The organism is Duganella sp. 1411, assembly GCF_017833525.1.
Classification (GTDB): Bacteria; Pseudomonadota; Gammaproteobacteria; order Burkholderiales; family Burkholderiaceae_D; genus Rugamonas.
Genome location: NZ_JAFICD010000001.1, coordinates 1,513,117 through 1,528,575 on the forward strand (window position 1 = coordinate 1,513,117; position 15,459 = coordinate 1,528,575).

The window sequence follows — 15,459 nt, forward strand, 5'->3', positions numbered from 1 at the left end:
ATCATGGCAGTCATCAGCAGTCCGACCTACGACCCGACCACCACCGCCACCAACCTGGCCAACGCCTATGTCGCGCCGACCAAGGCGCTGCTCGACGCCCAGGCCGCCAAGGCCAAGGCCACCTCCGGCGCGCTGTCCACGCTCGGATCGGCGCTGAGCGCGTTCCAGACCGCGCTGTCGGCCTTGAGCGGCGGCACCAAGACGGTGACCGCCAACGCCGCCACCGTGAGCAACACGGCCGTCGCCACCGCCACCGCCAACTCGAAAGCGGTGGCCGGCACCTATTCCTTCTATGTCGAGCAACTGGCCACGGCCGGCCAGGTGTCCTACAACGTCGCCGACAGCGTCGCCACCAACGCCGGCTCGCTCAACATCGCGCTGGCCGACGGTTCGACCTTCCAGGTCGCGCTGACCAACGCCGACAGCGACATGGACGGCAAGCTGACGGCCAAGGAGATCGCCGCCGCCGTCAACGTCGCCGCCACCAACAATTCGCGCGTGACCGCCTCGACGATGACGGTCAACGGCGTGTCCAAGCTGGTGCTGACCTCGACCAAGACCGGCGCCGACAACGCGGTCGCGTCGATCGACGTCGCCGGCCTGGGCGATCCGGCGCTGCAGGCCGACCTGTCGGCCCAGACGGTGCTGAGCGCGGCGAGCAACGCCATCGTCTGGATCGGCGGCCAGAACGGCACCAAGATCGAGCAGGCGTCCAACACCATCACCGCCATCGACGACGTCAGCTTCACCGTCACGCAGGCGCAGGCGGCCAACGCCGCGCCGGTGACGATGACCGTCGCCGCCGACAAGAGCGGCACCGCCGCCAACGTCCAGAGTTTCGTCACCGCCTACAACACGCTGCTCGGCGTGATGAACACGCTGACGGCGGCCGGCGACCACACGCCGGTGTCGGGCACCGATTCAACGGCCACCTCGGCCGACGCGGCGCTGCACGGCGACGCCGGCGTGGCCTCGCTGCGCGACCGCCTCAACACGGCGCTGCGCGCCGCCAGCGGCGGCCAGTCGCTGATCAGCTTTGGCATCAGCGCCGGCCGCGACGGCATGCTGTCGCTCGACACCAACCGCCTGAACAAGACCGTGGCGGCCAACCCGGCCGCCATCGACACGCTGTTCGGCCACACCGCCGTCAACGGCGGCACCGGCGTGATGGGCACCATGAACAAGCTGGTCAGCAGCTGGACCAACTCCGCCAACGGCCTGCTCAGCACCCGCAAGTCGGCCGCGACCAAGCAGCAGAGCGACGTCGCCGACCGCCTGGTGACGGTGGAAAACCAGTTCAACAACGCCTACAAGCGATATCTGGCGCAATTTACCGCGTTGCAGTCGCTGCAGGCGTCGATGACGTCGACGTCGAACATGTTCACGGCGATGTTCTCGTCCGACAGCAACAACTAATCCTGAAACAGCATCCCCCCGCGGCAATCGTGCCGCGGATTCTACCCGTACGGTGAACCCCATGTTGAACCACGAAGCCTACAGCAGTTACCACTCCACCAATCTCGACGCGCAGGTGGCACGGGCGTCGCCGATCGAGCTGGTGCTGGTGCTGACCGACGGCCTGCTCGAGGAACTGGCGCGCGCGCGCGGCCACATCGTCGGCAAGCGGTACGAGCTCAAGGCGATCAGCCTGAACAAGTGCACCGACATCATCAACGGCCTGTCGAGCTCGCTGGACTTCGACAACGGCGGCGAGGTCGTCGAAAACCTCGGCCGCCTGTACGACTATTGCGCCGGGCGCCTGTACACGGCCGGCGTCAGCCTCGACCCGACCATCATCGACGAAGTGACGACCTTGCTGACGACCATCAAAAAAGGCTGGCTGGGCGTACAGGCCAAAAATGGATAGGCAAGCGACCCTGCTGCAGATGGCCAAGAAGATGAGCGCGGCCATCGCCGCCGAGGACTGGAAGCTGCTGGCGGCGCTCAACACGCTGATGGCGGCGACCTTGCCGCAGATGGCGGCGCAGGGCAAATGGAGCGGCGCCGAGCGCGCCGCCCTGTCGGCCCTGCATCAGATGCACCAGGAGGCGGTAAAACGTTGCAACCTCGCCACCGAAGATTTGGGGCGTCGCCTGCACGAAATGCAGGCAAACAAAGAGGGCTGGCTGGCCTATGCCCTCGACAGCGAACACGCAGAAAACGGAATTCAAGCATGAGCATCAGTATGAACAGCGTCAACCGCACCAGCGCCGCCGAGCAGGCGGCCAAGGCCGCCAAGGCCGATTTCACCGCCCCGGTGGCGGTCAATCGCGGCCAGCCCGAACGCGCCGACAACAACGGTGCGCAGGCCCGCCAGCAGGCCCAGCGCAGCGCGGCGGCCGCATCGAGCGCGCCGGCCAAGGCGCCGGCCGGCCCGGCGCCGGCCCGTAGCGCGCCATCGAACGGCGCCGCGCCGGCCGCCAAGAGCGGCAAGGCCAGCCAGACCAACCAGGCCGACCAGGCGGACGAGCGCGACGACGAAGCGGCGGTGGACGCGTCCGCAGCCGCGCCGTTCGCACGCCTGATCGATTTCGCCGACATCGCGGTGACCCGGGACGACGGCGCCGCCAGCGCCACGCCCGACCACGCCAACCAGGCCGCCGTCGCCCAGCCCGCCGCCGGCGACACCAACGGCGCCGACACGCTGCCGGCGATGATCACCTCGATGCTCAACCTCGGCGCCGCCACGCCGGCCGCCGCCGACCCGGCCCGCGGCGACGCGGTCAGCGCCGTGTCCACCTTGAACACCTCGGCCACGCGCCTGAACCTGGCGGCGGTCAACGTCGCCGTCAACGTCACCGCGACGGCGCAGGCCGCCGCCCAGCAGCAGACTGCGGGCGCCGCCACGCAAGGCGTCTACCACCTCGCCGCCGCCCAGGTCGCCGTGGCCCGGCCGGGCAACACCAACAACACCGACGCGCCGGCCGCCGACACCGAGGTCGCCGCCGCCGCGCCGGCACCGGTGGCCGCCGACGGCGCCCCGCAACCGGCCGTCGCCGCCGTCCCGCGCGCGCCGCAGCGCGCCGCCGAGGCGCCCGCCGCCGCGCCGGCCGCCGACGCCGGCGCCACCCTGGCCACCAGCGGCGCCGCCAAGGACGAGCACCGCGCCACGACAGCGGCCCCGGCCGCCAACAACGGCGGCGTCGGCCTGGCGGCGGGCGCGCCCGCCGCCCCGGCCGCCGCGGGCACCACCGTCAAGCTGGCCGGCACGCCGGAACAATGGCAGCAGCCGCTGCGCCAGGCGCTGGGCGAGCGCCTGCAGGTGAACCTGCAACGCAACAACGACCACGCGGTGATCCGCCTGGAACCGCCCAACATGGGCAGCATCGAGATTTCGATCCGCCACAGCGCCGGCTCGCTGCAGGTCAACCTGACGGCCAGCAACAGCGAGGTGGTGCGCCAGCTCAACACCATCGGCGACAGCGTGCGCCAGGACCTGTCGACGCGCCAGTTCACCGACGTCGCGGTCACCGTGGCGTCGACCCGCGCCCAGGGCCAGGCGCAGTCGCAGGCCGACGGCGGCGGGCGTAACGGCCAGCAGCGCGAGCAAAACGACGGCCGCACGCCGGGCCGCGCGCTGTCCGAGGACGGCGCCGCCGCCCTCTTCGCCATGACGTCCGAGCAGGAGTAACGAGTCGATGAAGAACATGAAAATGATAGTCATCTTCGCCCTGGTGGCGGTGGTCGGCGCCGCCGCCGCCGGCGGCGCGGTCTGGTACATGTCCAAGGGCGACGCCGCCACGGCCGACGCGCACGACGGCAAGGATGGCAAGGACGCCAAGGACAAGGCCAAGAAAGTGGCCAAGAAGGAAGAAAAAAAGGATGACGTGCCGCCCAAGTACCTGACGGTGGACAAGGTGATCATCATGCTCAAGCGGCAACCGGGCGACACGGCGTCGCACTACATGTCGGCCGACCTGGTGATCAGCACCAGCCCGAAGACCGAGAAGGAAGCCAAGGAACAATTGCCGATGTTGCGCAGCGTTGCCGTTCGCACCTTGTCGAACCTGCCGATCGCCACCGCGCAGCTGATGACGATCGACCAGTTCGCGGCCGAGCTGAACAAGGCGTTCGACGAAACGTACGAGCATGAAGGCAGGGAAAAACCCTTTTCCGAAGTCATGATCGGTAAACTCATCATCGAGTAGGCCGGATGAACACCAGTGGAGCGGGCATGGCATACACAGAGCAACTGGCGGAGGCGTATGCCGAGGGCTACAGCGAGGACGGCAGCGCGCCGGCCATGCACAGCGCGGCCGATGAGCAGAAGCACCTGCTCGCGTACGCGCCGCTGGTCAAGCGCATCGTGCGCCAGCTCAACTCGCAGGTGGCCGGCGCCATCGACCGCGACGACATGGAGCAGATCGGCCTGATGGGCCTGCTCGAGGCGCTGCGCCGCTACGGCGAGCCCGACGGCGCCTTCGGCAGCTACGCCAGCCTGCGCATCCGCGGCGCCATTTTGGACGAGCTGCGCCGCCAGGACTGGCGCCCGCGCGCGGTGCGCCAGCAAAGCCACAAGCTGCGCGACGCGGTGCGCGCGCTGACCCGCAAGCTGGGCCGCGAACCGAGCGAGCAGGAGATCATGACCGGCCTGGGCTTGACGGCCGAGGCCTACCAGGCCTACCAGCTCGACGAGAACGCCGAGCTGATCGCCAGTTTCGACGAGATCCTGCAGGACACCGTCAGCAGCGACAGCGCGCCCAGCCCGGAGGACCAGCTGATGGTGCGCCGCAGCCTGGAGCAGGCGCTGCGCGGGCTCGACGAGCGCGAGCAGCGGGTCGTGCAAATGTATTACGAATTCGAGCTCAGCTACAAGGAAATCGCCGCCGTGCTGGACCTGACCGACGCCCGCGTCTGTCAGCTCAACAAGGCGGCGCTGGGCAAAATGAAAGCCGTGCTGCAGGCCTGAATCGTTCAGGCTTGCAACAGGATTTAGTAAATGACGCGGAAAGGCGAATCATCATGCAGCAAATAGTCGGCATCCTCATCGTTCTAGGCAGCGTCTTCGGCGGCTTCTTCATGATGGGCGGGGCGTTCCATCAAATCTGGCAGCCGATCGAGCTGATCGTCATCGCCGGCGCCGGCTTCGGCGCGCTGGTGATCGGCAACCCGACCCACGTGCTCAAGGAGATGATGACCCAGATCAAAAAGATCATCACCAAGAAGAAGTACGACTCCGAGTTCCAGCGCCAGCTGCTGTTGCTGATGTACGAGCTGCTGCAACTGGCCGCCGGCGGCCTCAAGGCGCTCGACGCCCACGTCGAGGCGCCCAAGGACAGCCCGCTGTTCCAGCGCTACCCGCGCGTGCTGGAGGAGCCGAAACTGCTGGCCTTCATCGTCGACAACTTCCGCCTGATGGCCATGGGCAAGATCAACGCGCACGAGCTCGAAGGCGTGCTGGAGCAGGAACTGGAAGCCATCCACACCGAGCTCGAGCAGCCGGCCAAGTCGCTCGGCAAGATCGGCGAGGCGATGCCGGGCTTCGGCATCCTGGCCGCCGTGCTGGGCATCGTCATCACCATGAACACCGTCAACGAGGGCGCCACCTCGGGCGAGATCGCCGAGCACGTCGGCGCGGCCATGGTCGGCACCTTCATCGGTATCTTCTTCTGCTACGGCCTGATCGACCCGCTGTGCAACATGATGAAGCAGCTGGTCAATTCCGAGGGCTCGAACAAGGAAACCGTCAAGGTGGTGCTGGTCACGCACGTGGCCGGCAAGCCGCCGCTGCTGGCGATCGACGCCGGCCGCCGCCTGGTGGCGCTGAACATCAAACCTAGTTTCGCCCAGCTGGAACGCTGGATCAACGACCTGGAAGGCCGCGACAACGCCCCAGCCGATGACAGCTCGCGTCGTGGAGGCCGTGGTGCTAAAGCCGCATGACAAGGGGCATGACCAGACCATCGTCAAGCGCGGTGGCGGCAAGCACAAGCACGACGACCACGGCGGCGCCTGGAAGGTAGCGTTCGCCGACTTCTGCCTGGCGCTGATGTGCCTGTTCCTGGTGCTGTGGCTGATGGCGGCCCGCAACACCGAGTCGCTCGAGCAAATCCTCACCGAGGCCGACGGCGCCAAGACCGACCAGGGCAAGGGCGTGATGCCGCAGCAGGTCGGCGGCCCGCGCGGCAGCCTGATCGACCGCTACCCGATGCCGCACTTCGGCACCACCGACGAGCCGGGCGAGAAGAAAAAGGCCGAGGGCGATCCGGAGCCGGTCGTCACCAGCGCCAAGGTCAAGTACGAGTCGCCGAACGACCTGGCCGCGCTGTCGAAGGCGCTCACCAAGATGAGCTCGGACTTCGGCCTGACCTCCAACCTGGAATCCATCATCACGCCGTACGGGCTGCGCGTGATGCTGCACGACACCGACCGCCAGGGCATGTTCGTGCGCGGCAGCGCCGTGCCGACCGACAAGTTCCGCGCGCTGCTGCGCAAGATGGGACCGCTGTTCAAGCAGATGGAGAACCAGATGCTGATCGTCGGCCACACCGATTCGCTGCAGTACGCCGACACCAGCTACGCCGCGTTCTCGAACTGGACCTTGTCGTCGAACCGCGCCATGTCGGCCCGCGCCCAGCTGCTGGCCGGCAGCATGAACCCGGAGTCGGTGCTGCAGGTGGTCGGCATGGCCGACCGCGCGCCGCTCGACACCAAGCGCGCCGACGCCGGCGTCAACCGCCGCATCGAGCTGCTGATCCTGACCACGGCGCAGGCCAAGACCATCGCCGCGATGTTCGGCATGCCCGACAGCTCGAGCCCACTCAACGAGGACATCAACACGGCGCTGCCGGACCCCAGCCTGCTGGAAAAACTGCGCAACTCGCTCGGCGGCGGCGCCACCCCGCCGCCGCCGCGCGATCCGCGTCGCAGCGGCCACAACTAAGATATCGTATGGAAACCAAGCCAAGCAGAGGCACACGTATGAGAATCACGACATCCACCCCGGACGGCATGGCCGTCCAGCGCGTCGCCGACAGCGCCCCGGTCGACGCCGGCGAGGCCGCCGCGCCCGCCCCGGCGCCGGCGCCGCTGCAATCGGCCGTGATGCAACCGGCGCTGCAGGCGATGCGCGACATGCCCGAGATCGACCAGGAAAAGGTCGACATGCTGCGCGACGCGCTGGCCAAGGGCGAGTTGCCGTTCGACCCGGCCAAGCTGGCCGGCCTGATCCAGCGCTTCCACGGGAGCGAGAAGTGAGCAATGTGGCCGCGATGACGCGCCAGGACGCCATGCGCGCGCTGCTGGCCGGCATCGCCGACGACCTGCGCGCCTACCCCGCGCTGCAGGACTTGCTCGAACAACAATTCCACGCCGCGCTGCGCCACCAGGCGACGCAGCTGGGCCAGGCGGCCGAGGCGATTTCGGCGCTGGTCGACACCTTGCAGCAGCGCCGCGCCCTGCGCGTTGCGCTCGCGCAACGTTTACTTGGTCCAACTGCCAACATGGACCAGGCATTTGCCTTGCTGAAACATCCGGCGCGGGAGAAAATAGAGTCCGACTGGAAGACGCTGGAAACCATGGTGGTTGAATGCAAGCGTCTCAGCAAGCGCAATGGCGACTTGCTGCTGGAACAGCACACCATCATGCAGCGCGTGCTGCATGGCGAGGACCAACTTTATGCGCCAGCTTGACCTAACACCGGCGACGGCACCGACCGCCGCCACCGTCTCGAACATGACCGCCAGCCGCCCCGTCGCGGCCATCGGCGCTTTCGCCGCCTCCGGCGGCGGCGGCAATTTCGCCGCGACCTTCCGCCAGGTGCAGCAGGACGTCAGCGCCTTCATCAGCCATGGCGGCGGCGGCTTCCACGAGCCGGCGCCCTCCCCGTCGCAGGCGCTGAGCCTGCAGGCGATGGCGTTGCAGCGCGCCAACGGCGCGATCGACGGCGGCGCCGACCATCAAGGGGTCGACGGCGATATCCAGAAACAATTCCTGGCCTCCATCAAACCATGGGCGGAGGAGACCGGCAGCAAGCTGGGCGTCTCGCCCGAGGTGGTGGCGGCCCACGCCGCGCTCGAATCGGGCTGGGGCCAGCAACCGCTGCGCAAGGGCGGCGCCGACACCAACAACCTGTTCGGCATCAAGGCCGGCGGCAACTGGCGCGGCGCCGTGGCGGCCGCCACGACCACCGAATACGAACAGGGCGCGATGCTCAAGAAGACCGAGCGCTTCCGCAGCTATCCGGACACCGCCAGCGCCTTCCGCGACTACGCCGATATGCTCTCGAGCAATCCGCGCTACCAGGCCGCGCTCAACACCGGCAGCGACGCGCGCGCCTTCGCCAGCGGCCTGGCGCGCGGCGGCTACGCCACCGACCCCACCTACGCCGACAAGCTGAGCAAGCTGGCGGCCCAGCTGCAGCGCGGCGCCGCCGTCACTCGTTCCGCGGATTGATCGTGACCGGCATGTCGGCCGGCTGCACCGTGCCGGCGGCGGTCACCTTGGCGCGGATGATGGTGCCGCTGGCGTTGCGCACCCGCACCAGGCTGCCCTTGGCGCCGGCGTCGAGCGCCTCGCCGCCCATGCTGACCTCGACCTGCTCGTTGCGCGCGACGATGCGCACCGCCTCGCCGCGCTTGACCAGGGTCGGCGCCGCCAGCAGCGCCAGGCGCAGCACCTCGCCGGCGCGCAGCGAACGCTTGCCGCTCATGCCCACCACGTCCTGCGGGTCCGACACCGGATCGGCGATATTCGAGATATCGTGGCGTTCCAGCAACACATCTTCATCGGCGATAACTTTACCGGCCGGCACGTCGTTGGCCGCGATGGCGATGCGCGCCGACATTTGCGCGCGCACCACGAACTCGTACCGCCAGCCGGGCGCGCCGGCGCCGGCGCCGGCGCTGCACACGGCCGCGAACTTCATGCGGCTCGGCACCCGCGTGTCGAGCGCCTCGACCGTGACGCCCTGCCCGCAGGCGGCCAGCGGGCGGCTGCCGCGCACCACGGCGAGCTCGAATTTAGGCTCTATCAAACCGCTACTGTCTGCCCAGCGCAACACATGTTGACGCGCCGCGGCCTCGACCAAAACCGGCACCTGCTCGGCGTTTGTGGGGCTAGCGGCGGCCGAAGTGTTAAAAATTGTTGTGCTAACCAGCAACATTCCACCTAAACCAGTTACAATACTTTTGTTGAACATGGGCAATACCTCTACTATGATGCGGAGAGCGGTGCTAGTTAAACCGCCGTTTGGTCATTTTACATTGGCCGACATGTTTTGCACTCATGCAACACCGTTTTTTAGCGTAGCAGCAGCAATTGGGACAGGGGAAGATCATGGGCATTAACTTCAAAGAAGCGGCAGGGGTCCACGCCGACACGCTGCAGCTGCGTGCCGAACGCACCCGCATCCTGGCCACCAACCTGGCCAACGAGAACACGCCGGGCTTCCAGGCGCGCGACATGGATTTCGCCGCCACCTTGGCCAACACCCAGGCCGAGGCGGCCGGCGACATCGGCGGCGACGACGAGGCCGCGTCGATGTACCGCGTGCCCTACCACCCGACCCGCGACGGCAACACCGTCGAGATCGGCGTCGAGCAGGCCGCGTTCTCGCAAAACGCCTCCGACTTCCAGACCAGCCTGACGTTTGTGACGATGCGCCTGCGCGGCATCGCCAAGGCCATCAATGGCCAGTGAGCGCGCCGTGCCGGCCGCAAGTGGTCCCCTCGCCCGCATCAACCACGGAGTAACCCATGTCCTTTAAAAACATTTCCGATATCGCAGGATCGGCCATGGCGGCGCAGACCGTGCGCCTCAATACCATCGCCAGCAACCTGGCCAACGCCGATTCCGTCACCGGCAACGAGGCCGACACCTACCGCGCCCGCAAGCCGGTGTTCTCGGCCGTCATGGGCGACAGCTTCGACGGCGACACCCAGGCCGGCGGCAAGGTGCAGGTGCTCGACGTGGTCGAGTCGGCCGAGCCGCTGCGCAAGGTCTACGAGCCGGGCCACCCGATGGCCAACGCCGAGGGCATGGTGTTCTACCCCAACGTCAACGAGGTGGCGGAGATGGCCGACATGATGTCGGCCTCGCGCGCCTTCGAAACCAATGTCGAAGTCCTGGGCCGCATCCGCGGCATGCAGCAATCCCTCCTCAAACTCGCTGAAGGTTAAGCCATGGCAGTCAGTCTCCTCAACAACAGCGCCAACGGCGCCGCCAACACCGGCACCAGCGTCACCGGCAACGCCGCCAGCGCCTCGTCGGACATGTTCACCAAATTGCTGGTGGCGCAGATCCAGAACCAGGACCCGCTGTCGCCGACCGATCCGTCGCAGTTCGTCCAGCAGCTGACCCAGCTGTCGCAGACCGAGGCGCTGCAAAGCCTGTCCTCGCTCACCAGCGCCAACTCGAGCGTGCTGCAAAGCATGCAAGTGCTGTCCCTGGGCGCGCAGGTCGGCTCGGACGTCATGGCCGAGACCAGCTCCGTCAAGCTCGACGGCAAGACCGCCGTCGCCGGCCAGACCACGCTGGGCGCCTCCAGCAGCGCCACCAACGTCGTGCTCACGGGCGAGGACGGCACCAAGTACACGGTCAAGCTGGGCGTGCAGGCGCCGGGCACGGTGCCGTTCACGATCGACCCGGCCGCGCTGAAGATCCCGGCCGGCACCTACAAGATGGCCGTCGAGACCAGTTCCAAGGAAACCCCGCCGCTCGACATCCAGGGCCGCCTCAACAGCGTGCGCCTGTCGGCCGCCGGCGGCGTGGTGCTCAGCGTGGCCAACGTCGGCGAGATCGCGCCGACCGCCATCACCGCTTTCAACGGCAAATCCGCCTCGGCGATTCAATAATCTTTACTTAAGGACCCCATCATGAGTTTCGATATCGCATTGTCCGGCATCCAGGCCATCAACGAATCGCTGAACAGCACCAGCCAGAACATCGCCAACGCCGGCACCTACGGCTACAAGTCGTCGCGCGCCAACTTCTCGTCGCTGGTCTCGGGCGACGTCCAGACCGGCGTGATGATCGGCTCGACCACGCAAAGCATCGGCAAGCAGGGCGGCGTGCTCAACACCGGTCGCGGCCTCGACGCCTCGATCAACGGCCGCGGCTTCTTCATCACCAAGAACCAGAACTCGGGCCAGGTCGAATACACCCGCGTCGGCATCTTCGACGCCTCCAAGGACGGCTTCCTGGTCGACGCCACCGGCCGCAAGGTCCAGGGCTACCCGATCAAAACCGGCACCACCACGCTCGGCGCCCTCGGCGATGTGCCGATCCCGACCGGTTCGATCCCGGCCGTGGCCTCGGCCAAGATGAACTACGTCGGCAACATGTCGGCCGACTGGACCGCGCCGGCCACCGCCTGGGTCGCGGCCACCCCCACCGCCACGCCCGACCCGTCCATGTTCAACATGTCGAAGGCATCGGTGCTGTACGACACGCTCGGCGGCAAACACACGCTGACCCAGTATTTCGCCCGCACCGCCAGCACGGCCGACAGCGTCGACGTCCACTATGTGCTCGACGGTACGGAAGTGGGCGGCCCCACCGCCGCCGTCGCGCTCAAGTTCGACACCACCACCGGCCAGCTGACCGCGCCCACCGGCAGCTCCTTCCTGCTCGACCTGACCACCTTCACCCCCGCCCCGGCCAACGGCGCCAAGCTGGGGAAAGTGACGATCGACTACACCGGCACCACCGGCTTCGCCGGCGAGGCCACCACCACCGCCAACGCCGCCGACGGCTACGCGGCCGGCACCTTCACCGGCGTCGCGCTGGGCACCGACGGTTCCGTCATCGCCAGCTACAACAACGGCCAGAAGCAAAGCGTCGGCCGCCTGGCCATCGCCACCTTCCCCGACGAGGGCTCGCTCAAGGCCATCGACGGCACCAGCTGGATCGAGTCGGTCAACTCGGGCACGCCGCTGGTCAACGCGCCCGGCGTGGGCATGGGCGGCAACATCAACACCTCGTCGCTGGAGCAGTCCAACGTCGACATCACGTCCGAGCTGGTCGGCCTGATGACGTCGCAGCGCAACTACCAGGCCAACTCCAAGGTCATCCAGACCGAGAGCACCATGCTGCAATCGCTGATGCAAGCGATCTAAGGAACGACTGAACCATGGACGCGTTGATTTACACAGCGGTGAGCGGGGCCGAACGGGCCCTGCGCGGACAACAGGTGCGGGCCAACAACCTGGCCAACATCGACACCGGCGGCTTCCGCGCCAATATGGAGCTGGCCACGGCGCAGACGGTGCAGGGCTACGGCTACGACGACCGCCACATGTCGCAGCTGCAGGCGAACTCGGTGTCGACCCGCCAGGGCACGCTCAAGGCCACCGGCCGCGAACTCGACGTCGCCATCTCCGGCGTCGGCTTCCTGGCCGTCGACGGTCCGACCGGCGAGGCCTACACCCGCGCCGGCAACATGGCGCTCGACGAGAACGGCACCTTGCGCATCAACGGCAACGTGGTGCTGGGCGAAGGCGGCCCGATCACCTTGCCCGAATACAGCAAGATCGACATCGGCGCCGACGGCACCATCTCGATCCAGAATCCGGGCACGACCACCATGCAGACGGTCGACAAGCTGCGCCTGGTCAAGGCCGAGGCGTCCGAGCTGACCAAGAACGAGGCCGGCCTGCTGGTGGCGCGCTCCGGCGTGCCGCTGCCGACCGACCCGACCGTGGTGATCCGTTCCGGCCACCTCGAGGGCAGCAACGTGTCGGCGGTGGAGGAAATGGTCGCCACCATGAGCCTGAACCGCACCTTCGAAATCCAGATGAAATTGTTCAAGGCCAGCGATTCGATGGCCGAAACCGGTAACCGCCTGATCAGCGGCTAAGCTGATCCCCGTACCCTCACCAGGAGCAACCCATGAATCCAGCAATGTGGATCAGCAAGACCGGCGTGCAAGCGCAAGACCAGAAACTGCAAGCGATCGCCAACAACCTGGCCAACGCCAACACCGTCGGCTTCAAGCGCGACCGCGTGGTGTTCGAGGACCTGTTCTACTCGGTCGAGCAGCGCCCGGGCGCGCAAGTGGCCGACAACAACACCCTGTCGCCGTCGGGCGTACAGCTCGGTAACGGCGTGCACATGGTCGGCACGCAAAAAGTGTTCACCAACGGCAGCCTGCAAACCACCGGCCGCGAGCTCGACGTCGCCGTCATGGGCAACGGCTTCCTGGCCGTGCGCCAGCCCAACGGCGAGACCGCCTACACCCGCGCCGGCCAGTTGCAGGTCGACGCCAACGGCATCCTGGTCAACGCCCACGGCCTGCCGCTGATTCCGCAGATCACCGTGCCGGCCAACGCCACCGGCCTGACCATCGGCGAGGACGGCACCGTCTCGGCGGCCATCGCCGGCACCGCCACGCCGAGCCAGCTGGGCCAGCTGACCCTGACCAGCTTCATCAACCCGACCGGCCTGGTGGCGCTGGGCGAGAACCTCTTCGCCGAGACCGCCTCGAGCGGCACCCCGACCGAGGGCGCGCCCGGCACCGCCCAGTGGGGCAAGCTCAAGCAAGGCACGCTGGAGGGCTCGAACGTGCAGGTGGTCGAGGAAATGGTCGACATGATCGCCGCCCAGCGCACCTACGAGATGAACACCAAGGTGCTGTCGGCCGCCGACAACATGCTGCAATACCTGGCGCAGGCGGCGCGCTGATGAACGCCGCATCGCACGCCCTGGCACTGGCGGTCGCGGCCTCGCTGCTGGCCGGGTGTGCCGCTTTGCAACCGCCGCCGGTGCGGCCCGGTCCGTCCGACGAGGCCCCCACCGTCTCGCGCGTGATCGGACCGAAGGGCAGCTCCGGCGGCGTCTACAGCCCCGACCTGGGCCTGTCGCTGACCTCCGACAGCCGCGCCTTCCGCGTCGGCGACGTCGTCACCGTCAGCCTGCAGGAAACCACGCAGGCGAGCAAGAAGGCCGGCACCAGTTATTCCAAGGATTCGGCAAACGACATCAATGCCCCCAGCCTGCTGGGCAAGGTGTTTCCCAAGGCCTCCATCGGGCTGGGCTCGTCGAGCACCTTCGCCGGCGACGCCACCAGCACCCAGCAGAACGCTTTGACCGGCGCCATCACCGTGATCGTGCAGGAAGTGCTGCCGAACGGCTTGCTGCGCGTGGCCGGCGAAAAAACGCTGACCCTGAACCAGGGCGAGGAATTCGTCCGCCTGCGCGGCTACCTGCGCGCGGCCGACATCGACGCCAACAACCAGGTCTCGTCGCTGCGCATCGCCAACGCCCGCATCGCCTACTCGGCCCAGGGCACCTTGGCCGAAACGCAGTCGGCCGGCTGGCTGTCGCGCTTCTTCACCGGCCCGTACATGCCGTTTTAAGCGTCTTTGCCTTATTTGCCTTATTTTGGATCGCACATCATGAACTTCCGCACCCTGCACCGCATCCTGGCCCTGCCGTTGGCGCTGTGCCTGACCTTGACCGCGAGCGTGCCGGCCCAGGCCGCGCAAGTGCTGCGCAACCTGGTCGCCGTCGAGGGCATGCGCGACAACCCGCTGGTCGGCTACGGCCTGGTGGTGGGCCTCAACGGCAGCGGCGACTCGACCCAGGTCAAGTTCGCCAGCCAATCGGTGATCAACATGCTTAAGCAGTTCGGCGTCAAGGTGCCCGACGGCACCGACGCCAAGTCGAAGAACGTGGCCACGGTGATGGTGTCGGCGGTGTTCCCGCCCGGCTACCGCAAGGGCCAGAACATCGACGTGGTGGTGTCGTCGATGGGCGACGCCAAGAGCCTGCGCGGCGGCGCCCTGCTGCTGACGCCGCTGCGCGCGGCCGACAACGAGGTCTACGCGCTGGCCCAGGGCAACGTGGTGGTGGGCGGCTTCAGCGCCCAGGGCAAGAGCGGCTCGTCGGTGACGGTCAACACCCCGACCTCGGGCCGCATCCCGAGCGGCGCGGCGATCGAGCGCGAGATCGCCACCGACTTCGCCACCAAGCCGAGCGTGCGCCTGTCGCTGCGCCATCCGCACTTCCAGACCGCGATCAATATCGTCGATTCGATCAACAAGCGCTTCGGCGACATCGCCACCGCCAGCGACGCCACCAGCGTCGACGTGGTGGCCCCGGCCAACCCGACCCAGCGCATCGCCTTCATGGCCAAGCTCGAGGCGCTGTCGATCGACGTCGGCGACGACTCGCCCAAGGTGGTGTTCAACTCGCGCACCGGCACCGTGGTCATCGCCGAGGGCCTGCGGGTGCGCGCGGCCGCCGTCACCCACGGCTCGCTGAAGGTGGTGATCTCCGAAAGCACCAAGGTCAGCCAGCCCAACGCCCTGGCCGCCGGCAACACCGTGGCCACCCCGCAGTCGCAGGTCAGCGTGGACCAGGGCTCGGGCCAGATGTTCAAGTGGCCGGCCGGCGCCAAGCTGCAGGGCATCATCGACGTCATCAACAGCCTCGGCGCCTCGCCCGACGACATCATGGCGATCCTGCAGGCGCTGGACCAGGCCGGCGCCATCGAAGGCGAACTGGTCGTCATTTAAGGAG

Annotated in this window: 20 protein-coding genes; 19 read left to right on the forward strand and 1 reads right to left on the reverse strand. The window is 67.5% G+C overall.

The window, feature by feature from the left end; genetic code table 11:
- Positions 1-3 precede the first annotated feature (3 nt).
- From fliD to JOD97_RS06080, 11 genes are all read left to right on the forward strand, one after another.
- Positions 4-1,416, forward strand: a complete 1,413-nt coding sequence (gene fliD, locus JOD97_RS06030) for a flagellar filament capping protein FliD (RefSeq protein ID WP_209714239.1) — start codon at positions 4-6, stop codon at positions 1,414-1,416.
- Positions 1,417-1,477: 61 nt separating this feature from the next.
- The gene (gene fliS / locus JOD97_RS06035; protein WP_209714241.1) at positions 1,478-1,867 is read left to right on the forward strand and encodes a flagellar export chaperone FliS; all 390 of its coding nucleotides are present in this window, start codon (positions 1,478-1,480) and stop codon (positions 1,865-1,867) included.
- On the forward strand, positions 1,860-2,177 hold the full coding sequence (locus tag JOD97_RS06040) for a hypothetical protein (protein ID WP_209714242.1): 318 nt from the start codon (positions 1,860-1,862) through the stop codon (positions 2,175-2,177). The genes fliS and JOD97_RS06040 overlap by 8 nt, the downstream gene beginning before the upstream one ends.
- The gene (locus tag JOD97_RS06045) at positions 2,174-3,631 is read left to right on the forward strand and encodes a flagellar hook-length control protein FliK (protein ID WP_229264197.1); all 1,458 of its coding nucleotides are present in this window, start codon (positions 2,174-2,176) and stop codon (positions 3,629-3,631) included. The genes JOD97_RS06040 and JOD97_RS06045 overlap by 4 nt, the downstream gene beginning before the upstream one ends.
- A gap of 16 nt (positions 3,632-3,647) precedes the next feature.
- Positions 3,648-4,148: a flagellar basal body-associated FliL family protein gene (locus tag JOD97_RS06050; protein ID WP_373999795.1), complete on the forward strand. Its 501-nt coding sequence runs from the start codon at positions 3,648-3,650 to the stop codon at positions 4,146-4,148.
- Between the two features lie 26 nt (positions 4,149-4,174).
- The gene (locus tag JOD97_RS06055; RefSeq protein WP_209714246.1) at positions 4,175-4,909 is read left to right on the forward strand and encodes a FliA/WhiG family RNA polymerase sigma factor; all 735 of its coding nucleotides are present in this window, start codon (positions 4,175-4,177) and stop codon (positions 4,907-4,909) included.
- A 53-nt stretch (positions 4,910-4,962) separates the two neighbouring features.
- A complete protein-coding gene (motA, locus tag JOD97_RS06060) occupies positions 4,963-5,883 on the forward strand; it encodes a flagellar motor stator protein MotA (RefSeq protein WP_209714248.1) in 921 nt (306 codons plus the stop codon).
- Positions 5,867-6,883, forward strand: a complete 1,017-nt coding sequence (locus JOD97_RS06065) for a flagellar motor protein MotB (protein WP_373999796.1) — start codon at positions 5,867-5,869, stop codon at positions 6,881-6,883. Before motA ends, JOD97_RS06065 begins: the two co-directional genes overlap by 17 nt.
- A gap of 38 nt (positions 6,884-6,921) precedes the next feature.
- Positions 6,922-7,197, forward strand: a complete 276-nt coding sequence (locus JOD97_RS06070) for a flagellar biosynthesis anti-sigma factor FlgM (RefSeq protein WP_209714252.1) — start codon at positions 6,922-6,924, stop codon at positions 7,195-7,197.
- Positions 7,194-7,631 (forward strand): flagellar export chaperone FlgN, encoded by a 438-nt coding sequence (gene flgN / locus JOD97_RS06075; RefSeq protein ID WP_373999797.1) that lies wholly within the window; start codon positions 7,194-7,196, stop codon positions 7,629-7,631. Before JOD97_RS06070 ends, flgN begins: the two co-directional genes overlap by 4 nt.
- Positions 7,618-8,394: a glycoside hydrolase family 73 protein gene (locus tag JOD97_RS06080; RefSeq protein WP_209714254.1), complete on the forward strand. Its 777-nt coding sequence runs from the start codon at positions 7,618-7,620 to the stop codon at positions 8,392-8,394. The genes flgN and JOD97_RS06080 overlap by 14 nt, the downstream gene beginning before the upstream one ends.
- On the opposite strand, the gene flgA is transcribed toward JOD97_RS06080, so the two are convergent.
- Positions 8,375-8,974, reverse strand: a complete 600-nt coding sequence (gene flgA / locus JOD97_RS06085) for a flagellar basal body P-ring formation chaperone FlgA (protein WP_229264198.1) — start codon at positions 8,972-8,974, stop codon at positions 8,375-8,377. The genes JOD97_RS06080 and flgA overlap by 20 nt on opposite strands.
- Positions 8,975-9,276: 302 nt before the next feature.
- Between flgA and flgB the strand changes: the two genes are divergently transcribed.
- Genes flgB through JOD97_RS06125 form a run of 8 tightly spaced genes read left to right on the forward strand, consistent with a single transcriptional unit; the run spans position 9,277 to position 15,455 of the window.
- On the forward strand, positions 9,277-9,639 hold the full coding sequence (gene flgB / locus JOD97_RS06090; RefSeq protein WP_209714258.1) for a flagellar basal body rod protein FlgB: 363 nt from the start codon (positions 9,277-9,279) through the stop codon (positions 9,637-9,639).
- 56 nt (positions 9,640-9,695) lie between these two features.
- Positions 9,696-10,118, forward strand: coding sequence for a flagellar basal body rod protein FlgC (gene flgC, locus JOD97_RS06095; RefSeq protein ID WP_209714260.1), 423 nt, complete (start codon positions 9,696-9,698; stop codon positions 10,116-10,118).
- Between the two features lie 3 nt (positions 10,119-10,121).
- Positions 10,122-10,793, forward strand: a complete 672-nt coding sequence (locus JOD97_RS06100) for a flagellar hook capping FlgD N-terminal domain-containing protein (protein WP_209714262.1) — start codon at positions 10,122-10,124, stop codon at positions 10,791-10,793.
- 21 nt (positions 10,794-10,814) lie between these two features.
- Complete coding sequence (locus JOD97_RS06105) at positions 10,815-12,056, forward strand: flagellar hook protein FlgE (protein ID WP_209714264.1); 1,242 nt, start codon at positions 10,815-10,817, stop codon at positions 12,054-12,056.
- Positions 12,057-12,070: 14 nt separating this feature from the next.
- Positions 12,071-12,796 carry a flagellar basal body rod protein FlgF gene (locus JOD97_RS06110; protein WP_209714266.1) on the forward strand — a complete coding sequence of 242 codons (726 nt, stop codon included), beginning with the start codon at positions 12,071-12,073 and terminating at the stop codon, positions 12,794-12,796.
- Positions 12,797-12,828: 32 nt separating this feature from the next.
- On the forward strand, positions 12,829-13,620 hold the full coding sequence (gene flgG, locus JOD97_RS06115; protein ID WP_209714268.1) for a flagellar basal-body rod protein FlgG: 792 nt from the start codon (positions 12,829-12,831) through the stop codon (positions 13,618-13,620).
- Positions 13,620-14,294 carry a flagellar basal body L-ring protein FlgH gene (flgH, locus tag JOD97_RS06120; RefSeq protein ID WP_209714270.1) on the forward strand — a complete coding sequence of 225 codons (675 nt, stop codon included), beginning with the start codon at positions 13,620-13,622 and terminating at the stop codon, positions 14,292-14,294. Before flgG ends, flgH begins: the two co-directional genes overlap by 1 nt.
- Before the next feature lie 39 nt (positions 14,295-14,333).
- The gene (locus JOD97_RS06125; RefSeq protein ID WP_209714272.1) at positions 14,334-15,455 is read left to right on the forward strand and encodes a flagellar basal body P-ring protein FlgI; all 1,122 of its coding nucleotides are present in this window, start codon (positions 14,334-14,336) and stop codon (positions 15,453-15,455) included.
- Positions 15,456-15,459 lie beyond the last annotated feature (4 nt).